Genomic DNA, 21314 nt, shown 5'->3' on the forward strand with positions numbered 1-21314 from the left:
TGAAAACCGACTTCGGAGGGCCTTCTCCATCATTTGTACAGCTTAAGCACAAAGTTTTAGTTCATATTGAACTTCTTTGCGCGCCTGCGGCGCACCTTCGATGGCCAGATAAAGTTCATCCTCATACTGCTCTCTTGGATCACAGTACTCTGTCATGATCGGTTAACACTCTCAAAATTCGAGCATCCTGCCTTTCAAATCAAGGAGTGACTCGGATCATTTAAGCATATCCGCTGCTAACAACGCATTTTTCCTATCATATAATTTGATGAAGGCTATCTTAGAATAAGTATCGATCATGGTCTGTTGATAAATGCTTCTAAACGCTTTTAATAGTGCCTACATAATAGGTATCTTGGGAGAATAGATAACCTGGATGGTCAGTTTCAATTTCGCCATGCGCTTCTTTTTCTTCCTTGGCTTTTTCAAAAGCCTTTATTTGGTCCTCTGTTAATATCATTTCTTCTTAAAGCCACCTTAACTACCATGCTTTGAGGCGTTTTGGAAAGTTTTAAAGATTATATCTTAAGCCAAACAGAACGCACACCTCCTGGCGAAATGAAAATTCCTTGTTTCTTCAAGCTCGTTACATACTCTTAACTGTCCATAAGCAGGCTTTTGAAGAGCAAAATCAACCACAGCTTTTTCGATAGACTCGTCCAATCTATTTATTATGCAGGACTTTTTGCGGGCCATCTCCTGAAGAGCTGCCTCTCCACCAGTTTCGTAAAGCTCTTTAAATCTATAAAAGCTATCTATAGGATATCCCATCATCTTACACGCCTTAAGATACATTTCCTAATGTTTCAGCAAACTTTAACACTCCTGACTTGGTTTTTGATAACTTTTTGATGAATGGCTAGATTTGACAGTTTGATACTCCTTGTGGGTCTTGGAGCCGCTCACTTAAACTTTAGCCCTACCATTTTCGATAAGCAACAGAGCTTCAAGCTTCGCGGCTTTTAAATCTCGTTTCCTTTATTTTCATCACCACTGTCAGTTTAAGTCCTGTCTATTACAATTAAGAATAGATTTATGAAGATTGATTAATTTTCAAAAAAATTATTTAAGTAAATTGACAGCTCCAAAATGACATCCTCAAATTTAACTTGCTGTTTACCCATGGTAGAAAGAAAATTATTCCAACGTTGCTGAGTTTCCTTGGTGTCATAAAATGCCCGTGTAAATGCTATTGGGCGCTGCAAAGGAGTCTCGCGGTTCGCAAACACTTCGCGAATGGCAACATTTAACTTTTCGGGTTTAATTTCATGATGCCTTAAGATAGTCCAGAGATCGTAAAAATCTTTCATCCGAGTATTCACAAGAGCAAGTTTTACAATTGATTCTAGTTTTTCAGCTATAACAGTTTCTAAAGTATAGCCTAGCAAGACTGGTTTTGGCATTCCGAGAAGCGTGGGATATTGAATCCGCTGAGGTTTCGGGATAATGAGATCATTAAATCCAATGTCAATAAGAACAGGCATTTTTGTCGTGAATAACTTTGCCGAGAAACTACTACTTGCCCCGTTATAATCCCCACCAGTTTGTGTATTGCGAAGAATGAGTTTTTGCGTGTCAAAAGAGATCCCATCTTCCTCGCAGCCCATTTCTGAAACTTCTGTAATGATGCGTTGTAAATTATCAATCTGGTTAGATGTTTTAGCAAGTAGGTCGATATCCATAGTGGCGCGATGATCCGTTGAATCCCAGACTTTTAGCATGAGGCCACCTTTAAGAAAAAATTTCTCTGCATAGGGGCTAAGGCTAAGGCGGTATAAAAATCGTTCCATAGCATAGTAACGAAGAATTTCATCAAATGGCCGATTTCTTTGCTCTGATAGATTCTTTAATCGTTGGCGTATCGATTCGCCAAGATTCTTTCTAGGTTTTTCAACAGCTTTATCCACTGACAATCGTCTCCATAATTGGCTTTAGAATCTTCTTAACACGAAATAATTTAGCATATTCAAAGAGTTTATCTAAATTTGTCTTTCTGCTGTGCCAATACATCTTTAGCGCCTCAAGAACGACATCCATGCCGATTTTGTTGCGAAATTTCACACAATCAACCAAGGTTTTTTCTATATCAAAAATCTTAAATGTACAACCATCAATCGCGTGTTCTTGAATTCCTGTTTTTAGTAGCTCTTCAGTATACCAAAAATAGCGCATGGGTGGGTAAGAGATGGCAGGCTTATGAGCTTGACTTGGTAAAGCAACGTAAACGAAGTGAGGAATTTGAGTAGTGACCTCATGAAATGCTAGAGCAGAAATAAGACAAATGACCCCCCGTGGAATCTTTTTAGCAACTGGCATAAAGTCCGGCAAGGAAGGGGCAGGCATTTCGACTAATCGATATAAGCCTCTGCTAACAATTTCTAAATCTCCTCTATCTCGAAGAGTATAAAGTTCCCGTCGATGTATACCTATGGCAATAGCTTCCGACATAGTAAGAATTCCTCCTTCCTTCCGAAAGGCTGCAAGCGCTAATTCAAGCTTTGATTTTTTTTTCATGGTACAAAATAGCGGATTTTTTCATTAATATCCGTAATATTGTACCAAAGTGTTTTGGGAGTCAAGAAATTTATGACAAAGAAGGAGAAATTCATAGACAATTTAAATACGTATACGTGCGATTGGCTCATTGATATAAAGTGTTAGTTCTAAAAGTAGGTCTCTTAGTGAGATATATTCATAGCTAAAAATATTCTTTAATATTGATAATTACTTGGAATATAGCCTTCTAACTTTTCTTGGGAGGCGTAAATAGATGTTTTATTAAAAGCAATTTTTTTTAAAAACACTTAAAAAACCCAAGGTGCACATCACCCTTGAAAAAGAAAAAGACATCTCCCATAATGGCATAGTTCTATAGAAATTTAGGGAGTAACATAACATGCGTCGATCTATTTGCTATTGTGAACCGGCCTCTGCTCAAGCAGGAGAGGTTAATAATTGGAAGTTTATTTATACTTCTGCGACCTCTCTTCCTAAAGGTACACGTCTAAAATTTGATATGCTGAGCAACGGTCGAGATATCGATTGGCAAATTCCAAGCTCTAATATCAAAAAGATAACAAATATTATCTATGGAGAGCTTGAAAATGGCAAAATGATTTCAGCAAAGGAAGTGCCTTCAACAGCTCACTTTACCCCTGATTTCGAATTTATTTTACCCAGTGCCTTAGAAGCGGGTAGCAACTTTACTATAGTGATTGGTACCACCGATTTAAAAAAAGCTAATAAGGGGGGCAATCGGGCTCAGACAAATTCTCAGCGTAGGCGACCCTTCCATATTTATGTAGATCCAACAGGGCAAGGAAATTATGGTGAACCAGAAGTCTTCTGCTTAGATATAAAAGGAAATACTCTCTGTTCAATTCGTGTCGTAGCTCCTTCTTATGTTACGCGTAATAAACGCTTTGATGTTATTGTGCGCTTTGAAGATCAATATGGAAACTTAACCAGCGACGCGCCTGACGAAACTCTTATAGAGCTTTCCTATGAACACTTACGCGAAAATCTCAACTGGAAATTATTTGTTCCTGAAACGGGTTTTATTGCCCTTCCTAATCTTTACTTTAATGAGCCAGGTATTTACACCATCCGACTTTTAAATACCTATACGCAGCAAGTCTTTCAATCTCCTCCTATTAAATGTTTTGCGGATAATAACAAAAGTGTTTTTTGGGGAATTTTACATGGGGAATCGGAAAGAATTGATTCCACAGAAAATATTGAAAATTGTTTACGTCACTTCCGAGATGATAAAGGGATGAATTTCTTTGGGGCCTCTCCCTTTGAAAGTCAAGAGGAGACATCCAATGAGATGTGGAAGCTCATTAGTCAAAATCTTTTGGAATTTGATGAAAATGATCGTTTTACTACCTTTTTAGGAACCCAGTGGCCTGGTATCCCTGAAGAAGAAGGCATTCGACAAATTGTTTTTACTAAAGACCATAAACAACCTTTACGTAAAAAAGATGCTAAATATAGTACCCTTAAAAAAATTTATAAAAGCTTTTCTCCTAAAGAAATTATCTCTATTCCTACTTTCACGATGGGTAAAGGCTATGAGTATAACTTCAAAAATTTTGAGCCCGACTATGAGAGAGTAGTAGAAATTTACAATGCTTGGGGTTCTTCCGAGTGTCTAAAGAAAGAAGGGAATCTACGACCCATCCAATCGCATGGGAAAGTAGGAGTGCAAGAAAGTGCAGAAGGCTCTATCCAAAAAGCTCTTTTGAATAATTGTCGCTTTGGATTCGTAGCAGGAGGCCTTGACGATCGTGGTATTTATGCACCTTTCTTTGAAGGAGATCAAGTTCAATATTCTCCAGGCTTAACAGCGATTATTGCACCCGAGCATACGCGTGCTTCTTTAGCTGAGGCTCTTTATACACGCTCTTGCTATGCGACTACAGGAGAGAGAATCATTGTGGGGCTGTATATAGCAGGTATGCCAATGGGTAGCGAGATTTCTACTGCTCAAAAACATGGATTACTGATTAATAGGCATATTTCAGGATTTGTTGCCGGTACTACACGCTTAAAATCCGTGGAAATTATACGTAATGGAAAAGTCCTTAAATCTTTTCATCCCGAAAGCTATAGCTTAGATTTTACCTTTGATGATATGACCCCTTTAGAGACCGTTACCGTGGCCAGTAAAGATAAAAAACCTCCCTTTGTTTTTTATTATATTAGAGTAGTGCAAGAAGATGGCCACATGGCTTGGTCTTCTCCTATCTGGGTAGATTATGTGCCTAGTGCACCTAAACGCCCCGTATCTAAAAATGCTAAGCCTGCTATAAAATTAGAATCTCTTCAGATTGCTGAAGAAGAAGAGGATAATGATTTTGATTATGAAGAAGATGATGAGGATGAAGACGAATAAAAAATGAAAGTTTTTATAGTCTAACATTAACCCTAAGAGTTTTTTGTAGCCAGTTCTGCAATAGACTCTTACGTAAAGCTTTTTGAATACTATAGCTTATATAAAATGGTTATATCTAAACATTTAAGCCTCTTTAGACGCTGAAAAACTTAAGAAATTTAGTAAGCCTTAAAAGCTCTACTGCTTTTTTTAATATAAAAGCGTAGAGCATAATTGAGGGTTAGACTATATATCTTCTTAAGGTTTTCTTAAATAGAAACATCTGGCAAACGCCTTAATCAGTAATTCTATCAACCAATAGGCTTTAAAAAAACTAAGTCTGTAGTTTAAAGGGAAAATTTAAGCTTCCTTAGTTGCCTCTCTTACTTAAGGGCATAATATTTCTTAAAGCGTATGGGATTGCACAAGGGACTACTTAGTGGTATTTCGTCTAGCACTTATAATAGCTCGCTCCTCATTCCTAGCATTTATCATGTTGGCAAGACTAGGCATCTGATTAAAAGCATATTTGCACACTAAAACATGCATTTTATACTTTAAAAATTCATTAAAAAGGCTAACTAGCTCTAATCTACCAAATTCATTTATTATGCTCATTTGAAGAGAAATTTTAGAATTTGGGTTCTTCGTAGATTTGCGTGGCTAAAATTTATCTTAAAAAAATCTATTATTATTTATCCTAAATTTTTCAAGATTTACCAAATCCTAGGCTTTTCTTTTAATAAGTTTAATTTCGTTATTAACCCCCCCCTCAGCAAAATCGCTGCTTAAAAATGATTTATTGCTTCCTCAACTCCTTTTAAAAAAGCTCAGAATGAGAGCCAAAGCGAGTTAAAAATAAAATATTATCATTGATTTGATAGATGAGTAAGACATCGTTTTTAACATGACACTCCCTATGATTTATCCAATTACCCCTTAAATGATGATCACGGTGTTTAGAGGGTAGAGAACGTTGTTTCGCTAATATGTCAATAACTTCATGAAGGGCAAGAAGGATATCTTTTTGATATTGATACTTCTTTAAGTCCTTCTTTATAGCTGTGGTAAATTCAATTTCAAGCACGCGGATCTATTCCCATTGCTGCCCAAAATTCTTCTAAGTTTTTGCAATGAGTAAGATTTTTTCTTTTATCTACATCGCACAATGCTTTTCGAGTTTCAGCATTGGGTTGTCCATAAGGAATATTAGGTCTAACAAAGGACATAATAAAATCACTAATAGTCATCCTTTCCTTAGCGGCTAACATCTTAATATAAATTCTTTCGTCTTCAGAAACGTCAATGGTGACCTTTACTCTATGCGAACGAGCAGTCATATAACTCCTCCTTAAGGGTTGATATCTTTATGATATTAAAGAAAACATTTATAGGCAAGCCTAAAACTAGGAAAGACTAAAACTAGGGGAACATCTCATGTTTTAGAATAGCTCGACCTAATCTACCCTAAAAAGCTTCATCATTACCTCAATTTTAGAAAGAATAAATGTAAATTTATTTTTAGTAGGAAGCTAAAAAAGTGAAAATCTAAGAATTTTTGTTAGTGAGAAGAGAAATTGACTATATATTTACTTAATCACATATTGAATGGTATGCAACCTTCAGACAAGTAGCTATTTACAGAGAATGCAGAGCTAAAAGCTGAAAATGCTCAGCTAAAAGCCATGGTGAATAGATGAGAAAAGGTAATCACCAAGCTTGAAGCACCCATAGCTCAGTTGGAAAAACAGCTTAATCAAAATTCTAAGAATCGTTCCAAGCCACCATCGACAGGTCAAAATGCTAATCGTTCATCATTACCGAGAGTAGAAAATCGACCTTATCCTCCTGGTGCTAGCCGTCAACTGCTACCTGCTGCTAGTGCAGTTACCTCACATGAAGTGCGTTGCCTAAAAGTTTGTCCAAACTGCCACTCTGTAATGCATGCAACTGATAAGCTTTTTTCATGACAGCAGATCGAGCTTCCTGAAATTAAACCATTGGCGCATTAAATAGATTTAGTAACGAGCAGATGTACATAAAGTAAGTTAATTTATATTTACGCACGCCTTTAATCTTCTTTGCCTTAGCGGCTTGTTGCAAAATTTGTAACATCTTATTAAAGGGGGTGCACCTTACTCCCGGCAAACGTCGAAATCGCTTATCATCTAATTTCTCTACCCTATCAAATTTCAGGTACCTCCTTTAAATATTGAGCCACCGCCATACCCTTTGCCTCTGCTAATCAATAGGTAATTACTCCTTTGCTTGTATATCTATAATTAATCTTTTGCCCTCCTCCTTTTCCTGCTAAAGAAAAAACATCGGCTGCTAAACATTCCTAATCTAATATTCCAGCAAACTTAAGCTGTATCAAGCAAGCCTGCAACATTTTATCTAGCGTGGCATCCTCTTCCCATTTTTTCTATAATTTTGACCTGCCTGATATAGTAAAAAATTCTGAGCCTTAAAGATAAAGAGAGGATAAAAATTTGGGCTTTCCTATTCTTTTTTATCCTCGACTTGATGAAAATTTAATTTATCTCTTTACGCTTTACATGGTAGGCTCTATTATCCCTAATAGATATTTAACAAGGTTTGTGCATGTCTAATTTAATGCTTACTGTCTTCATAGCTTTTGTCATTGTCTTAATTTCTCTTATTCTGCTAGGAATTAGCTGGTGGATTACAGGCAGAATAAAAATTAAGCCTGGGGCTTGCGGCCGCACTCCTAGGCAATTACAAAAAGAAAAATGCACAGATGAGAGCGTCTCCTGCGGGCTATGTAGGAAAGGAGGAAAGAAAGATGAGTCTTTACAATAAAGATAATCCCCAGTCTCTTCAGCAAATGTTTGGGAGCATCGCTCAGCAATATGATAAAACTAATGCTATACTTTCTTTTCAAATGCATAAATTGTGGAACAAAAAGCTTATTCGTACAGCCATGGAAAAGCAACACCCTTCCACTTACTTAGACCTGTGCTGTGGCACGGGAGAAATTGCTTTTAAGTATTTAAAAAGGTGCCATTTACCTTGTAAGGCATACCTATTAGACTTTTGTCCAGAAATGCTTTGCTGTGCTAAAGAAAGAGCGAATCATTTAAATCTTCAGCCTCATACCCTTACTTATTTGCAAGCCGATGCTCAAAAAATCCCTTTGGCTGAGGAATCTATTGAAAGCGCTACGCTAGCCTATGGGATCCGTAACATTCCCCATCCTCAGCAATGTTTTAATGAAATTTATCGGGTGTTAAATACTGGGGGCACAGTAGGGATTTTAGAACTTACCCAACCTACACAGCCATTTATAAAGGCTGGACATAAATTATATTTAAAAACTATTTTGCCTATCATGGGCCAATTAGTAACTTCTAATCGCGAAGCTTATGAATATTTGTGCAATAGCATTCATTCATTCATATCCCCTCAAGAATTAGAGAGTATGCTTAAATTAGCAGGCTTTAAGCAAACTTCTATGATTTCCCTTATGGGCGGCATCGCTACCATTCTGGTAGCTAAAAAAGGTAATTAAAAACCTTTAGCTAATTCTAAACGTCTAAAAAAGCTTAAAGAGAGACTTTCTTTTTGAGAAGCATACATCCCCTGTGATTAAATTTAATGTTAATCTAAGCTTTTAACTTAACTTCTTTACACTCTCCTATGCTTTTAAGTAAGTAAGTAAGTAAGTAAGTAAGGCAATTGATAAAGGCTTTATTTTCCTTTTGAATGAAGGGAGCATTTTTTAAGTAATAAAATTTTAATTTGGGGCTGTTTTTGTAGTTAAAGGAGTTTCTCTGGATGTTTCAATGGCTCTCTTCTATAAGGAAGGAAGGGCTTTTAGGTTTTGTTAAAAAATATATCTCTGAGGGAGAAAACATTAAATGTTACTTGGAGTAAGCCCTAGATTTTAAGTTCTTGTATGTTAATTAGACTGAGATGCAAGATGGATTAACTCCCCTCTTAATAATTTTTTAAGAGATGAGCGGGGGATAGCTTGCACGATATGAACTTTTCTAATACGTTCAAATGGCAGTACGCGTTTATCATATAAAGTTTGTACAGATTGTATTAAAGGCGTAGTGCTAAATAAATGAATGACATACCCTAACCGCTCATCTGGGATAGCTCCTAGCACCATATCTTTATGGATGCCTTGCTCTAATTTTATTCCTTCCAAAATTTCTTCCAAGCGCCCTACTTCTACATTTTCTCCCCCAATTTTTATGAAATCCCCTCTTCTACCCTTTAAATTTAAAAAATTTTGAGATAGGGTTCCTACATCTTCAGTAACAAACCATCCCTCCGATACAGGATAGATGAGCTGCCACTCCCCTGCTTTGAGAGAGGCATAAGCAGTTAATAAAGCAGGGCTAGAAAGACAAAAACACCCTTTCTCATTTGTTTTGACTTGTACATGAGAAAGTATTTCTAAGGACGGAAATTGAGAAGTAGAAAGGCTATGCAAACTAGCCGTGGCCACCTGAGAAGAGCATTCAGTTAATCCGTAGCTAGGCAACAAGGGCCAACCTAATTCACGCGCTTGGGTATATAAGGGTCCTTGTAGCGCCCCTCCTCCTACAATAACAGCACGCAAGCTTTTAGGGGCTGGTAATCTACTGACCACTAGATCATAAACTTGTGCAGGCACAAGAGCAGTTAATGTTCCTCTATTAGCTAAAAGCATTTCATAAAAATGCCGCACTGACCATTTTTCAGCGAAAGTGTAAACTGTTGCTCCGCTTAAATACCCACGTGCTTGGATAGATAGGCCTCCCACATGAAACAAAGGTAAAGGATTAATCCAAATGTCCGTTGAGGTAGCCTGAAGATGATAGTTAACTGCTTGAGCAGAAGCTAATAAAGCATCTTTAGAAAGGGCCACCAGCTTTTGTTGTGAAGATCCTGAGGTGGTTAACCATAGATGCCTCTCAAATTTATTGATAAGCATTTCCCCTGTTTCCCAGAGCGAAGGTTTTCTTACAGGAAGACGAGGGTTTAACAATAGATGCGATTCAGTAGACTGCCAGTTGATCTTAATCATAGGTTAGCTATCAAACGATTATAAAATTTAAATTTCTTTAAGCTTTTTGCCCTATCGCTATAAAATACATTAGGAAAGCTTTAACACCATGAAAAATTAGTATTATCTCATTGTTATCCATCTTCTCAAGTAAAAAATAGGAAAATAGTCTCTTTCTTGGTAGAAGCATTTTAGTTCTCCCTTGAAAAATTAAGAAAGCCTTTTTGCTATTTTATAGTAAGCCCAAAACTTAAAATAATCTTTGTTTTATCGACTACTCAAATAAATGCTATCCATTTAAAACCATAAAATATATTAGAATAAATATTCTATCCTATAACTTAGCCGAATATTATACCCAAGACTTTGTATGTTAGATAAGTATATTAAGATTAACTCCTATCAAAAATTTCAAATTGCCTTAAAAGAAAAAGAAATATTTCTCGACGAGACTAAATGTATTGTTAACCATGGAACCTTAGGAGAACGTGTGGTTAGCCGTACCCTATCTAAAGTAAGAGTAGGCTTATGGAATACTATTATGGATTTTGTTTTAGAAATATTTTCAAAAGCTTACAGAAAAGCTAAGCTAATTATTAAAGATAATCTAGAAAGGTTTGCCTACATGGCTCGCCATCCCCAAAAGCCTTGTATAGTTCTTTTCAACAAATACTTGGAAGCCAACAACCTAAGCGTAGAAGAAGAAAGACAAGCGTATAAATTACACAGGAGCTATTCAAAAGAGCAGTCCAACGCTGAGCTTGAGAAATTAAGTGAACCTATCGGCTTTTTAGATCATTTAGACCGGAAGGCCTCCAGTGAAAGCAGCTCAGATGTCAATAAAGATAACTTAGCTAACAATGAAGTTGATAACAAGAGAGATGACCTCTTTTTTAATGAAGCGAGGCGAGATAAACAGGTAGCAAACCTAGAGCCTTCGATAGATTCTCAAAGTATCACTATTTTAACTACCCCTCAAGAAAGCATCCCTTCACTAGCCATTTTTAATGCTAACCTGGCAGATATTGAACACGAAAAAGCTGCGGTCAATTATGAAGCTGCAGAAGAGGCTGGAGACAATGCACTCCCCCTCGCCCCTCAAGAGATTGATAGCCATGATTTCCCTGAAATTCACGAGGAGAAGGTGAATGTTTGCGAGGAAACTTTTATTTTTGAGTCAAGTAAAGCAAGCATATTAGTTAAACAATCTTTTGCTTCTCAGCATAGCTTGTTTGAGGATGATGCTATAAAGGCAAAAAAGATGGAATTAAACCACCAAATTGATGATCTATTAAAAGATATTCGCCATCTCGCCTCTCAGCTTGCAGACTTAGATGAAGAATGCACGAACCAATTATTTGAAAACCAGCTTTGTATAGAAGAAAATGCCAAGCTGTGGTGGTGGGCAAAGAAGCCCATAAAAGAGCCGCTGAAAATTAAAGAAGAATACGAGGAAAAAATGGCTAAAATAATAATTTTAAAAGAGATAAAAGAGGCTGAGCATGCCGATTTAATAGAACAGCAAAAAAAATTAGCTTCCAGGTAACTTCTGCTGTTTAAATAAACTGTTATACATTAGATAACCACTTTTGAATTATAGAGGCCTTTAGATGACTGCATCACGCTCATGAGCGTCATTGAACTCGCTTATCAAACTTCATGAAAGAAAATTTTATTGCTATCCTACTTTTTTTCTCATCTGCTCATGATCTGCCTTAATTTTTTGTAGCTAAGCCTCTCTACTTTATTATTCTATTCTAGACCATAAGTTTTTTTTTCACCTATTTGAGCTGCTATCACCTCTTTGTTGGAAGCTAAAATAGCTTTTTCCTAAGGGGAAAAAATCAAGCATGTGGTTATTAACAAAAAAATGCCCTGCCTTAGGGGAGATATAGATGCACAATAAAAAACATCGATGGGTAAAGTATATAAATATCTTCCTGTGACAATTTCCCAAAAGTGAACATTCTTGTCGTATACACCGATTAAGATGGCTATCGAGTTGCTGCCCGGAGAAAATGCTACATAGGTATTGTCCTGCCCAAGTGTGCATACATTTTCCAGTTTCGGCTTCCCACAGGCAAATATTATGATCAACATATTAGCTTAGGACAAGCCACTTGCCATCCGGATTTTCGCTCCTCCTTTAAGATTTATTCAAAATGTTGGCTTGCAAGAAGCTCATCAAAGCCCAGGCCATGACCTTTTACAGGTTGTAAAAAGGGACCCTGATTGATTATCATTTCTGAGAATGGATTATCCTGATAAATATGATGCGATAGAAGCCCGCAGGGCTCTGGGGTGGTAAGAGAAGCCATATATGCTGCACTCATTTGCCCTAAAGGATGATCTAAATAAGAAGTTACTACTAGGCGCTGCCTAATATCTACCTGCTTCAACCTTTGTATAGCCGGCTTCATGATTAATACCTGAGCCGCTTCAGGCTGCCCATAGGCGCTTTTAAAAAATTCATCGGCTGCTAAAGGCACCTGAAAGGTTTCAAATGCCTTTTTCCAAGCTTTATAGGTAAAAGGAAAGGGATCTTCTATGTAATCAATAGAGGTTTTGGGAATAGGTAAGCGCTCCATGAAGGCCCAAAATTGCTCTACAGTTAATTTGGCATTAAAATCTAATCGCCATTTTGCATGAGGAAACAAATGAGCCATCTCTGCAAAGATTTCTTCTTCTAATGAAAGATTATGGCCTAATTTTACTTTAAAAAAAGTGAAGCCATTTTCCCATGCCTTTTGAAGATTATTGAGGCTAGACTCATCCAGATGAGCCATCAGATAATGGCTCATAGGAATTTTACAAGTTTCAAATAAGCTACGTTTATTGGCGCGCGCTTTTGCATCAGCGCGAGCAAAATAAATTGATTGGGTTGTAAGGCGTGTACATTTTCCTCTTTGCAATAAATCCAGTTGAGTTTGCAAGGGTAAATCGCCTAGCTCTTCCCAAGGGTGGCAGTCTGCATAGCCTATAATTCCCCCTTCAAAGGTAACTTTTAACAAGGCTCCGCGCCTTAAAGAGTGAAGGGTTTTTGATTGAATAGGCTGCTTGCTAGTTAATTCATAAAAGGAACATTGGATTTTCATTACAACCAAAATCCTACCGATAGGCACAACCCAAATAATAGGTTTAATAAAGCAGCCATTCCTAAGAAGGTGTTATAGATTTTAGAGGGTTCATAAAACCAAATGCAGCGTATAAGAGTAAAACCTAAAGGCAAGGTCACGAAACACAATAGCCCCGCCTTGTAAAAACCTAGATCACTCCAAAGTAAACTTAGAAAATAAGGCAAAAGAATTAAAAGGGTGATCTCTAAACGGGCAAAAGTTTTCCCAAATTTTACTGCCATCGTTATTTTTTTTGCTTTTTCATCACTCTCTATATCCCGTAGATTATTGATTGCATTAACAGCGGCTGCCAATAAACCAATCTGCAAACCAGCTAAGAAAGCTTCTTTTGCAATCTTACCAGCTTGCAAATAAAACCCCGCTTGGGTTCCTATAATTCCAAAAAAAATTATCACAAACAATTCTCCTAGCCCATAATAAGCTAAGGGAAAGGGCCCTCCCGTATAGCCGTAAGCTAGTAACGAGGCAACGATAAGCAAAATTAAAAAAGGGATACCGCCTTGCACGATCATAGGTATGCCTATGATAAAGGCGAGCGTTAGACAAAAATATCCACCATATAATACTTCATGAAAGCTCAGCCAACCCTTTTGTGTGGCACGCTCCGGTCCTAATCTTGCTGTGTTATCAGCCCCTTTTTTAAAATCAAGAGCATCATTAATTAGATTTACGGCCACTTGAATGAAAAGGCCTGCTAGCAAAGCTGAAGCGAACGCTATTCCTTTAAAATGCGAAGTATACTTAATGGCAAGTATAGTACCGACAAAGATCGGAACCATGCTTAATATCAAGGTTTTAGGGCGAGAAGCCCAAGTAAAAGCTTGCCATTTAGCTGGCTTTTTAAGAAAGTTACCATTCATTGCTTAAATCACTTTTTATTCTTTTAAGGCAGCCTAGGAAAAGTAGAAAAATCAGGTGGGCGTTTTTCTAAAAAAGCTTTCTTTCCTTCTTGGGCCTCTTCAGTCATGTAATATAACATTGTAGCATTTCCCGCCAGTTCTAAAAGCCCCACTTGGCCATCACAATCGGCATTTAGAGCCGCTTTTAAACAGCGCAAGGCTAGAGGAGAATGCTGTAGCATTTCGCGGCACCAGCGAATAGTTTCTTGTTCGAGCTCTTCATAAGGAACCACACAATTTACTAACCCCATTTCTAAGGCTTGCTGTGCACTATATTGGCGGCAAAGATACCAAATCTCACGTGCTTTTTTTTGGCCGACAATACGAGCTAAATAGCTGCACCCCAGGCCTCCATCAAAAGAGCCTACACGTGGACCCACTTGCCCAAAACGAGCGTTGTCACTAGCGATAGTCAAATCACAGACTATATGTAGGACATGCCCTCCTCCTATAGCATAACCTGCTACCATAGCAACAACAGGCTTAGGTAAAGAACGAATCTGTTTTTGTAAATCCAATACATTGAGCCGTGCGACTCCATCGGCGCCAATATATCCTTCATCTCCTCTAACACGTTGGTCGCCACCCGCACAGAAAGCCTCTTTTCCCTCCCCTGTTAATATAACTACACCAATAGAAGATTCATTACGACAGACTTCAAAAGCATCTTGCATTTCTATAATAGTCTCGGGCCGAAAGGCATTGCGCACCTCAGGACGATTGATAGTTATTTTAGCAATACCCTCTTCTGTTTTTTCTAGTTTGATATCCACGTATTGTTTAATAGACGTCCAAAGAAATGACGTTACGGACATGATAAAACCTCTTGAATAAATGATTGAATAATTTTAAGAAAAAGAAGGGATTGCTCCCACGGAGCTCGATGCCCGGCATGAGCGATGCTCTCCACACGTGATAAAGGATGAGAAAAAGTAAGTTCATAAGCCTTAGCTAAAAATTTGGTGTCTAATTGTCCAGTGATCCAAAGGATAGGGATGGGTAAGTCTCTTAAAGCTTCTGATAGGTCATCTTGATGGCCTTTGGAAAAAAATCTTAGTTGATCTTGTAAATTTTTACGTGAAAACTGATGTTCTGAGCGTTTAATCGGAAAGCTTTTACCCCTAAAAACAGCTTGGCAATTCCAAGCTCTTATAACAGCCTCCCAGGGATCATTCTCAAAACGATCTGCCCAGGCATTATCAGCTTCTACTCTCCTTATTTTCTCTTCTTTGGAAGTGATCCCCGGATGGGCCGAAATGACAATTCCTGCACGCCACTGCTTAGGATTATCTAGCAAAGCATGCAATGCTAATCTTCCTCCTAACGAATAACCTATTAGGATATCATCATGCCTTGGCTGCACCAAACGGTTAAAACGCTGAGCCCACCCCCATAGTTTATCAGCAGCGGGAGCAAGAGAAGCGTGTCTAAGGCTATATGCATGTAAATTAGGAAGGCTAAACCTTTGCCAATCGGTGGGAAGACCTAAAAAACCATGAAGGGCATGAATTTTATTCATAAACTCTCTATACAATTCCAAAAACGCATAGTTGCTGTTTCGTCTGGCATAATTTCAACCAACTGATGCCCTCCATAGGATATAGCTTCGGGTAAATGTGTATAATGCACATAGCGCATATTCCACATATCAGCAAAAGACCTAAAACGAAGGTGATGTTGATTTTGTATCTGTTTATTTGCATACATGGAAGCAAAAATTTTTCCTCCACTATTATTAATGACGATGAGATTAAGATCTATTTCTTTTAACTGTTCTAATATCCAAGGCGCTGCAAGGTCATAAAGGGTAGTTAAATCACCCATAATTCCCCAATTTTGCTGAGAGTAGGAACTCATTCCTAGAAAAGTAGATAGCTGACCATCAATACCATTTAATCCGCGATTTGCAAATATATTTTCATGTTTTTCCTCACGGGTGGCATAAGCGTCCCACTCTCGTATGGGTAGGCTATTGCCCAAGTAAATTAAAGAAGAAGAGGGAATCTGCTTAGATAAATGATAGATAAGAGAAGCCTCAGCTTGAGGCTCTTCTTGCAATAATGTCAAGAGTTTACTTTGATAACGTTGGTCTTCTTTTAGCCATGCGCTACAAGATTTATTTATAGTATAACTATATCTATAAATAGAAAAAAAATCGTGTAAAGGTACCAAGCAATTTGAGCCCCAGCTTAAACCTGTGAAAGGTAATTCACTGATAGAACAAACGTTTATTCTACCTTTAAGCTCTTCTAAATCACGCCATAGACGAAAGGTGGGAATGCCCCCTATGCGTAAGATCCCATCTATTGGATAGCCTGCGTTTTCAGCGGCTCTCCATATGTTTTCGCTTCTAGTTATACTCTGCGCAAGTAAGGAAGGATTTTCTCGTAGACCAGAAGTTGCTTCTAAATAAACAGGAGCTTGATAATTCGATAAAAATTTTACAATGGCTTGTCTTGCCTGAGAAGATAAAGCGCCTACCACTATGAAAGGATATCGATTTGTTTGGATAAATTGATCGAGAGCTGCTTTTGCAGCCTCCATGTCTCCCTTTTGAGGGGTCGCTGGTATACATCTATTATCTAGCTCTTTCCATGCATTAAAATTTTGATTGAGAGGTTCTTCTAAGCAAACATTAATATGGGCTGGCCCATTTTGCTTCCATTTTTGAAGTGTACACAACTCTCCAGCGGCAATATCTTGTTCAAAGACAGCATAATGCCCAAATAAGCCTACTTGTTCAGCTGCCTGGGGCGCTCCTGTGCCGCGCAAACGGCGAGGACGATCGGCTGTCAATAAAATCAAAGGGAGGCCGGTATAATAAGCTTCCATAGCAGCTGGCAAAAGCTCGCCGGCTGCTGTTCCGGAGGTAGTTAAAACTACTGTGGGGCGATGCATACGCTTGCTACGCCCTAAAGCAAAAAATGCAGCTGAACGTTCTTCGGGCCAATAATAAAGTTTAAACCGCCCAGTTTTCTCCAAAGCCGTGATAAAAGGGACATTGCGGCCGCCGGGGCAAACACATATTTCTTTAACTCCCCTGTAAAGCAGCTCTTGCAAGATTTGTATCACTAACTCTTCATTATCTTTTGTGAAAAGGATATTCATATTCATAAAGATATCATCTCTTTGATCGAAAGAAGCTTTAAATTAATTTCTTGCCATTCATGGTGCCATTGGCTAGCGGGCACGATTCCGCATCCTGCTCCAATTTTTGCCCCTTGACTATTCCATTGAACATTGCGGATACCTACAATGCATTTAGCTTGTTTTTTACTATCGAAAAGGCAGCCTACTGGTGCACCATAACGCCAACGATCGATTTTTTTATTGTATAACTGTAACCATTCCTTCCCTTCTTCTTTAGGAAAAACACCTAACGCAGGTGTAGGATGTAAAGCTTTTACAAGAGATAAAAAATCTGCAGTCCCGTTTATTTTTAAATAGATAGGAGTCATAAGATGAGAAATTTTAGGAAGCTGTAATATTTGTAATTCTCCAATAGTTACCGCTCCTAAAGAAGATAAAGATTCTTGTATGCCTTCAATAACCATCTGATGCTCATATAATTCCTTTGAATCCTGCATGAAAGTAGAGTCAGATTCCCTATATCTTTTAGTACCTGCGCAAGCTACTGTTTCGATCAGGCCTTCAAAAGCATTATGATAATTGAATAATATTTCAGGAGAAGCACCTAATATCCCTTCTGTTTCCTCCCAATATCCATAGACATAGAGCTGTTGATCTTTTACATAATTAATTAAATGCTTAAGAGAACTGCCTAACCTATCCGGTGTCATAGTACTTGAACTCTCTTCAAAAACATAGGGCACAGCTTTTTTTAATTTTTTATTGTAAAAATGATTATGTAATTCTTTCCAAGTATTTTCAAAATGACTTAAGTAAGGATTTTTCCAGCTTAGCGGCAGAGGCTTATCGGAATATTTATGCATAGCAGCTAGAAGTTCATGGGGGCTGACGATAGCTGTATATTCCTGTTGAAACCAAGGGCAAGGAGAAGAAAGAAAAAAATCAGGAAAATAAAAAAAAGGGCTTGCTGAGTCATCAATGTCTTCTAACCAAGTACGTGTTCCCCACCCAATCAAATAGCTATCTTTACTTAGACGGATTAGGCTCCCAGATTTTATAAAGCAGCGCCAATCTTGCAGGGCCAACCTCATGTTGCCTCCATTAAATTTTCTTTTTTTCTCTTAAAGAATAATTTCTTTTCTAAAATTAGGAAATCAAGGATAAGTATAAGGCCTTTCTCTATCCACTACATTTTGTAAAGCAGCTAAATCTGATGCTTGGATTAGATCCTTGCTGAGAACTTGTAGGAGTATGGCGCGTACGTTTGGACTTTTAAGAGAGGGTGAATCGATAAATTTAGCGGCTAGCGTTTTTTTTACCTCTAAATTAGTGATAGCATTTTCTAGCTGAACTTTATCAATGCTCATAGGCATTCTTGTTTTATCTTGTACGATTCTCCATTGGTTTTGCATAAGCTGTTCGGCCTCTTTGACTCGTACATTTATCTCCTGGTTTATCTGCTTAGTCTGTTCGAGGGTGAGAGAAGGGTACTTGAAAGCTACAGGCTGATTTTTGCTCTCATTAGAAGAGGAAGGCTCACGCGTTACAGGCATGCTTGGAATGGTGGGGGGCTCCTGCTTTAAGTGGCGCAATTCTTGCTGTAAATCTGCATCCGTAAATGACTGTACACTAGCTGCATGTAATTGGCATAAGTTAGTCAAAGGAAAGACAAAGCTAAACGCTTGCATGCTCATAGAGAGAGAAAAAGATAGTAAAGTCATTGCTCCGCTGCGGAGTAAAAGCTGATATTTTCTCATTGCGTACCTCTTTGTTAGTTGGCTTACCTGATGCCATTTCAATTTTTTTTTGGCAAGTACCAATTTTATTAACAGTCTATTAAATGCAATTTGTTTTTTTATTTAGTTTAATTTCGTTTATATATATAGTATTTCGAATTATATGGCTTTCATTGATGTAAGGATTTTTCAACTATGGCTAGTATTTTAAATATTCCTAAAGAACCCTATCATTTAAATTTCGCACGCAAACAGCTCCAATCGCCCCTACAAAAAAATTATAATCCCTGCCAAGCGTTAAAAACAGCCCTCATTAAAGAAATTGTAAAAAAAAGTTTGCTGGAGTTATCCATAGCTTTATCTTTCACAGGATTAGCTTGCTTGTTTGTAGCTACTCCATTAGGTATGGCCACGCTGCTGCTTTCTACGATTGCCAGTTTGGCTATTACTACATTGCTGAGGTTAGTACGGGCATACTGTATCTTCCGTTTATTTCAGTTAAAGCATTCTACTTCTGGAAAGGCACTTGAAAAGAAAGCACAACTTACCTCTTGGTTAGGTTTTATCAACACTCTTATCCCCACGGCTTTTCGTCAGTTAGTGGATGCTAATACACGCGAAGTAATCGTACATGAGGGAGGACATGCCTTAGCAGCAAAAATTTTAATAAAAAATCCTCTTGTAAGCATTTCTATTACTCCTTTTGATGGCGGTCATACCACTTACTACGTTAGATCTTTAACAACGATAGGGCAATATATCGGACGCGCTAATGCTGAAGTGCTAATCATAGCTGCAGGCCCGGCTTTAGCAATTTTAGCAGCCACTGCTGGTTACAGTGCTTCCCTTGCATTAAACAAATCTCATCCTGAGCTTAGCAGATATCTTAAAACAGCTACTCTCAGCACCATTAGTCAGCATTTCTTATATGCTTTGTCTGCTTTGTGGACGACTACCCCAATACAAGCACATGATTTTGTCAATTTAATGGCTGCTGGGCTATCTCCGATTGTTGCGGCTATCTCCATCGTCGCTCTACCTATATTAATAAGAGTAGGTTTTTATCTTTATCATCGAAATGAAGGTAGCCAAAAGGAAAAGACTAACGAAAAAGAAAAGATTGCTTTAAATAATAATGTGGGATATCAAGGCTCTTCATATAACACTTTACTATTAGATGCTCAGCCTATCTAAAAGTTTTAATTTTTCCTGAGCAAATGGGTGTAAACAAAAGTGTTGGCAATTTTTTTTAAGCTGCAGCTTTGTAGGAATTCCAGTAAGCTTCCCAATAACCATTTAATCTACCTATTCTTAAGTTCAGCATCGCATTAGCATTTTCTGTCTTCCACCAAGCTCCCGCTATCTTCAGCCTCTTTTGTACCACATGTCTATGACTACTTTCTATCTCGCCTGACCCAATCGGTAAGCCTTTATCTAAAGCGCTTTTATAATTCATCATATCTAGTCTTTTTTCCATATACCTATAGCATTTTACTAAGCCATTCTCCTGCTCGGGGTGATCTAGTGCCTTGAACTTATTTTCAATTTCTTTGAAAACTTCTCGGCTTTTTCCAGCTTTTAACTTCTCTTTACTTTCTTCTAACCACTTTTTTGGCTCAAAAATATTGCACCAAATGGCAGCCTCGGATAAATATTCACACAGATGATAAAAATCAATTAAGTGACCGCTTCGATTGCAAAATTTTAGCTTTACTTGTTCAGCTATCCACGGAGCGCCATCACTTATGGCATGCACATAGCTGCCTTCTTTCAGACCCGCTAAAGAAGCACATTCTAGCATCTGTTGACCTGCTTGTTCTGCCGTTCCAATACTACCAGCATAAAAGCGGTTGGCTCTGTCCTTACCTCTTGCCAAACTTAGTTTGGCTTCTTTCCAACATACTTTCCTTGCTTTTCTTGCATCTTTTTTTGCTTGTTTGTCGGCCTCATCTATCTCCACAATGGGTACCATACTCCCATCTGTTTCACTGATAATAATTGCTTCTTGGCTCGACGTTTCTTTTTTTAGCTTAGCTATTTTGCTTGCATGCTTTTGGGTAATCAATCTAACCATAGAAGAAGGAGCTTCAATTCCATAATGCTCCTTCATCTTTTCCCCTACTTTTCCAAACGCAATATCTGCTCCAAAGTCGGTTATTGCTCGCTCTAACGGTAAAGAATACCCTCTACATCTAACCTTAGAAGACAAGGAAAAGGGTCTAATCAATTTTCCTGCTTGTAGGAAGCATCTCTCTTTCATGCCTACTATCCCAAATGTTGTATGCCAATTTAGTTTTTTTTTGAGTGCTTTCTTAATTTCATTTCCTGAGCCTTGGCTTCTTGTTCATTTACTTGATGCTTCGCCCAATCCTCAAGGCATTTTTTCCCTAAGCCTCTAACTTCGGGAATAAGAGCAAATTCAGCATCATCCGCCACTTCTATCCCTTTAATTCCTTCGGTAATATCTAATAATTCTCTAATGGATTCTAATAAGCTGGGATGATTCTTTAAGCGATTTACTACATTATTAACTTCTTCTTCGTTAAGCATATGCAA

Annotated in this window: 20 protein-coding genes and 1 pseudogene; 6 read left to right on the plus strand and 15 right to left on the minus strand. The window is 38.0% G+C overall.

Going from position 1 to position 21314, the window contains the following annotated elements; genetic code table 11:
- Positions 1–96: 96 nt before the first annotated feature.
- From NEOC65_RS09850 to NEOC65_RS00425, 3 genes and pseudogenes are all read right to left on the minus strand, one after another.
- Positions 97–853, minus strand: a pseudogene (locus NEOC65_RS09850) (helix-turn-helix domain-containing protein); the annotation flags it as partial.
- Between the two features lie 193 nt (positions 854–1046).
- Complete coding sequence (locus tag NEOC65_RS00420) at positions 1047–1907, minus strand: nucleotidyl transferase AbiEii/AbiGii toxin family protein (RefSeq protein WP_213155358.1); 861 nt, start codon at positions 1905–1907, stop codon at positions 1047–1049.
- Complete coding sequence (locus NEOC65_RS00425) at positions 1900–2514, minus strand: type IV toxin-antitoxin system AbiEi family antitoxin domain-containing protein (RefSeq protein WP_166155040.1); 615 nt, start codon at positions 2512–2514, stop codon at positions 1900–1902. Before NEOC65_RS00425 ends, NEOC65_RS00420 begins: the two co-directional genes overlap by 8 nt.
- A gap of 382 nt (positions 2515–2896) precedes the next feature.
- Here NEOC65_RS00425 and NEOC65_RS00430 point away from each other — a divergent pair, with 382 nt between their 5' ends.
- Positions 2897–4897 (plus strand): DUF3604 domain-containing protein, encoded by a 2001-nt coding sequence (locus tag NEOC65_RS00430; RefSeq protein WP_213155360.1) that lies wholly within the window; start codon positions 2897–2899, stop codon positions 4895–4897.
- A 799-nt stretch (positions 4898–5696) separates the two neighbouring features.
- Here NEOC65_RS00430 and NEOC65_RS00435 read toward each other — a convergent pair.
- Both NEOC65_RS00435 and NEOC65_RS00440 read right to left on the minus strand, forming a co-directional pair.
- Positions 5697–5963, minus strand: a complete 267-nt coding sequence (locus NEOC65_RS00435; protein WP_166155036.1) for a type II toxin-antitoxin system mRNA interferase toxin, RelE/StbE family — start codon at positions 5961–5963, stop codon at positions 5697–5699.
- Complete coding sequence (locus NEOC65_RS00440; RefSeq protein WP_166155034.1) at positions 5956–6216, minus strand: hypothetical protein; 261 nt, start codon at positions 6214–6216, stop codon at positions 5956–5958. Before NEOC65_RS00440 ends, NEOC65_RS00435 begins: the two co-directional genes overlap by 8 nt.
- A 369-nt stretch (positions 6217–6585) precedes the next feature.
- On the opposite strand from NEOC65_RS00440, the gene NEOC65_RS09670 reads away from it, so the two are divergent.
- From NEOC65_RS09670 to ubiE, 3 genes are all read left to right on the plus strand, one after another.
- Positions 6586–6846, plus strand: a complete 261-nt coding sequence (locus NEOC65_RS09670; protein WP_502710339.1) for a DUF6444 domain-containing protein — start codon at positions 6586–6588, stop codon at positions 6844–6846.
- A 634-nt stretch (positions 6847–7480) separates the two neighbouring features.
- Positions 7481–7699, plus strand: a complete 219-nt coding sequence (locus NEOC65_RS00450) for a hypothetical protein (RefSeq protein ID WP_166155030.1) — start codon at positions 7481–7483, stop codon at positions 7697–7699.
- Positions 7683–8408, plus strand: a complete 726-nt coding sequence (gene ubiE / locus NEOC65_RS00455; protein WP_166155028.1) for a bifunctional demethylmenaquinone methyltransferase/2-methoxy-6-polyprenyl-1,4-benzoquinol methylase UbiE — start codon at positions 7683–7685, stop codon at positions 8406–8408. Before NEOC65_RS00450 ends, ubiE begins: the two co-directional genes overlap by 17 nt.
- A 390-nt stretch (positions 8409–8798) precedes the next feature.
- On the opposite strand, the gene NEOC65_RS00460 is transcribed toward ubiE, so the two are convergent.
- Positions 8799–9917, minus strand: coding sequence for an AMP-binding protein (locus tag NEOC65_RS00460; RefSeq protein ID WP_213155361.1), 1119 nt, complete (start codon positions 9915–9917; stop codon positions 8799–8801).
- A 349-nt stretch (positions 9918–10266) separates the two neighbouring features.
- On the opposite strand from NEOC65_RS00460, the gene NEOC65_RS00465 reads away from it, so the two are divergent.
- The gene (locus NEOC65_RS00465; protein ID WP_213155362.1) at positions 10267–11442 is read left to right on the plus strand and encodes a hypothetical protein; all 1176 of its coding nucleotides are present in this window, start codon (positions 10267–10269) and stop codon (positions 11440–11442) included.
- Positions 11443–12049: 607 nt separating this feature from the next.
- Here the strand turns inward: NEOC65_RS00465 and NEOC65_RS00470 are convergent.
- From NEOC65_RS00470 to NEOC65_RS00500, 7 genes are all read right to left on the minus strand, one after another.
- Positions 12050–12991 (minus strand): enolase C-terminal domain-like protein, encoded by a 942-nt coding sequence (locus tag NEOC65_RS00470; RefSeq protein ID WP_213155363.1) that lies wholly within the window; start codon positions 12989–12991, stop codon positions 12050–12052.
- A complete protein-coding gene (gene menA, locus NEOC65_RS00475) occupies positions 12991–13893 on the minus strand; it encodes a 1,4-dihydroxy-2-naphthoate octaprenyltransferase (RefSeq protein ID WP_213155364.1) in 903 nt (300 codons plus the stop codon). The genes NEOC65_RS00470 and menA overlap by 1 nt, the downstream gene beginning before the upstream one ends.
- Positions 13894–13916: 23 nt before the next feature.
- A complete protein-coding gene (menB, locus tag NEOC65_RS00480) occupies positions 13917–14747 on the minus strand; it encodes a 1,4-dihydroxy-2-naphthoyl-CoA synthase (protein ID WP_213152269.1) in 831 nt (276 codons plus the stop codon).
- Positions 14738–15451, minus strand: coding sequence for an alpha/beta fold hydrolase (locus tag NEOC65_RS00485; RefSeq protein WP_166155016.1), 714 nt, complete (start codon positions 15449–15451; stop codon positions 14738–14740). The genes menB and NEOC65_RS00485 overlap by 10 nt, the downstream gene beginning before the upstream one ends.
- On the minus strand, positions 15448–17046 hold the full coding sequence (gene menD, locus NEOC65_RS00490; RefSeq protein ID WP_249298933.1) for a 2-succinyl-5-enolpyruvyl-6-hydroxy-3-cyclohexene-1-carboxylic-acid synthase: 1599 nt from the start codon (positions 17044–17046) through the stop codon (positions 15448–15450). The genes NEOC65_RS00485 and menD overlap by 4 nt, the downstream gene beginning before the upstream one ends.
- Positions 17043–18113, minus strand: coding sequence for a chorismate-binding protein (locus tag NEOC65_RS00495; RefSeq protein ID WP_166155014.1), 1071 nt, complete (start codon positions 18111–18113; stop codon positions 17043–17045). The genes menD and NEOC65_RS00495 overlap by 4 nt, the downstream gene beginning before the upstream one ends.
- 63 nt (positions 18114–18176) lie before the next feature.
- Positions 18177–18779, minus strand: coding sequence for a hypothetical protein (locus tag NEOC65_RS00500; RefSeq protein WP_213155365.1), 603 nt, complete (start codon positions 18777–18779; stop codon positions 18177–18179).
- A 174-nt stretch (positions 18780–18953) separates the two neighbouring features.
- Here NEOC65_RS00500 and NEOC65_RS00505 point away from each other — a divergent pair, with 174 nt between their 5' ends.
- Complete coding sequence (locus NEOC65_RS00505) at positions 18954–19952, plus strand: hypothetical protein (RefSeq protein ID WP_166155010.1); 999 nt, start codon at positions 18954–18956, stop codon at positions 19950–19952.
- Between the two features lie 55 nt (positions 19953–20007).
- Here NEOC65_RS00505 and NEOC65_RS00510 read toward each other — a convergent pair whose 3' ends face one another.
- Both NEOC65_RS00510 and NEOC65_RS00515 read right to left on the minus strand, forming a co-directional pair.
- A complete protein-coding gene (locus tag NEOC65_RS00510) occupies positions 20008–21018 on the minus strand; it encodes a hypothetical protein (RefSeq protein WP_213155366.1) in 1011 nt (336 codons plus the stop codon).
- 29 nt (positions 21019–21047) lie between these two features.
- On the minus strand, positions 21048–21308 hold the full coding sequence (locus NEOC65_RS00515) for a hypothetical protein (protein ID WP_213155367.1): 261 nt from the start codon (positions 21306–21308) through the stop codon (positions 21048–21050).
- Positions 21309–21314: the final 6 nt, after the last annotated feature.

It is taken from the genome of Neochlamydia sp. AcF65, assembly GCF_018342435.1.
Classification (GTDB): domain Bacteria; phylum Chlamydiota; class Chlamydiia; order Chlamydiales; family Parachlamydiaceae; genus Neochlamydia.

Bases quoted from the DNA above. Each gene is read 5' to 3' on its own strand.
- NEOC65_RS00465 (WP_213155362.1), top strand. From the start codon at position 10,267: ATGTTAGATAAGTATATTAAGATTAACTCCTATCAAAAATTTCAAATT.
- NEOC65_RS00460 (WP_213155361.1), bottom strand. From the start codon at position 9,917: ATGATTAAGATCAACTGGCAGTCTACTGAATCGCATCTATTGTTAAAC.
- NEOC65_RS00515 (WP_213155367.1), bottom strand. From the start codon at position 21,308: ATGCTTAACGAAGAAGAAGTTAATAATGTAGTAAATCGCTTAAAGAAT.
- NEOC65_RS00425 (WP_166155040.1), bottom strand. From the start codon at position 2,514: ATGAAAAAAAAATCAAAGCTTGAATTAGCGCTTGCAGCCTTTCGGAAG.
- NEOC65_RS00470 (WP_213155363.1), bottom strand. From the start codon at position 12,991: ATGAAAATCCAATGTTCCTTTTATGAATTAACTAGCAAGCAGCCTATT.
- NEOC65_RS00505 (WP_166155010.1), top strand. From the start codon at position 18,954: ATGGCTAGTATTTTAAATATTCCTAAAGAACCCTATCATTTAAATTTC.
- ubiE (WP_166155028.1), top strand. From the start codon at position 7,683: ATGAGTCTTTACAATAAAGATAATCCCCAGTCTCTTCAGCAAATGTTT.
- NEOC65_RS00485 (WP_166155016.1), bottom strand. From the start codon at position 15,451: ATGAATAAAATTCATGCCCTTCATGGTTTTTTAGGTCTTCCCACCGAT.
- menD (WP_249298933.1), bottom strand. From the start codon at position 17,046: ATGAATATGAATATCCTTTTCACAAAAGATAATGAAGAGTTAGTGATA.
- NEOC65_RS00450 (WP_166155030.1), top strand. From the start codon at position 7,481: ATGTCTAATTTAATGCTTACTGTCTTCATAGCTTTTGTCATTGTCTTA.
- NEOC65_RS00440 (WP_166155034.1), bottom strand. From the start codon at position 6,216: ATGACTGCTCGTTCGCATAGAGTAAAGGTCACCATTGACGTTTCTGAA.
- menB (WP_213152269.1), bottom strand. From the start codon at position 14,747: ATGTCCGTAACGTCATTTCTTTGGACGTCTATTAAACAATACGTGGAT.
- NEOC65_RS00495 (WP_166155014.1), bottom strand. From the start codon at position 18,113: ATGAGGTTGGCCCTGCAAGATTGGCGCTGCTTTATAAAATCTGGGAGC.
- NEOC65_RS00510 (WP_213155366.1), bottom strand. From the start codon at position 21,018: ATGAAAGAGAGATGCTTCCTACAAGCAGGAAAATTGATTAGACCCTTT.
- NEOC65_RS00500 (WP_213155365.1), bottom strand. From the start codon at position 18,779: ATGAGAAAATATCAGCTTTTACTCCGCAGCGGAGCAATGACTTTACTA.
- NEOC65_RS00430 (WP_213155360.1), top strand. From the start codon at position 2,897: ATGCGTCGATCTATTTGCTATTGTGAACCGGCCTCTGCTCAAGCAGGA.
- menA (WP_213155364.1), bottom strand. From the start codon at position 13,893: ATGAATGGTAACTTTCTTAAAAAGCCAGCTAAATGGCAAGCTTTTACT.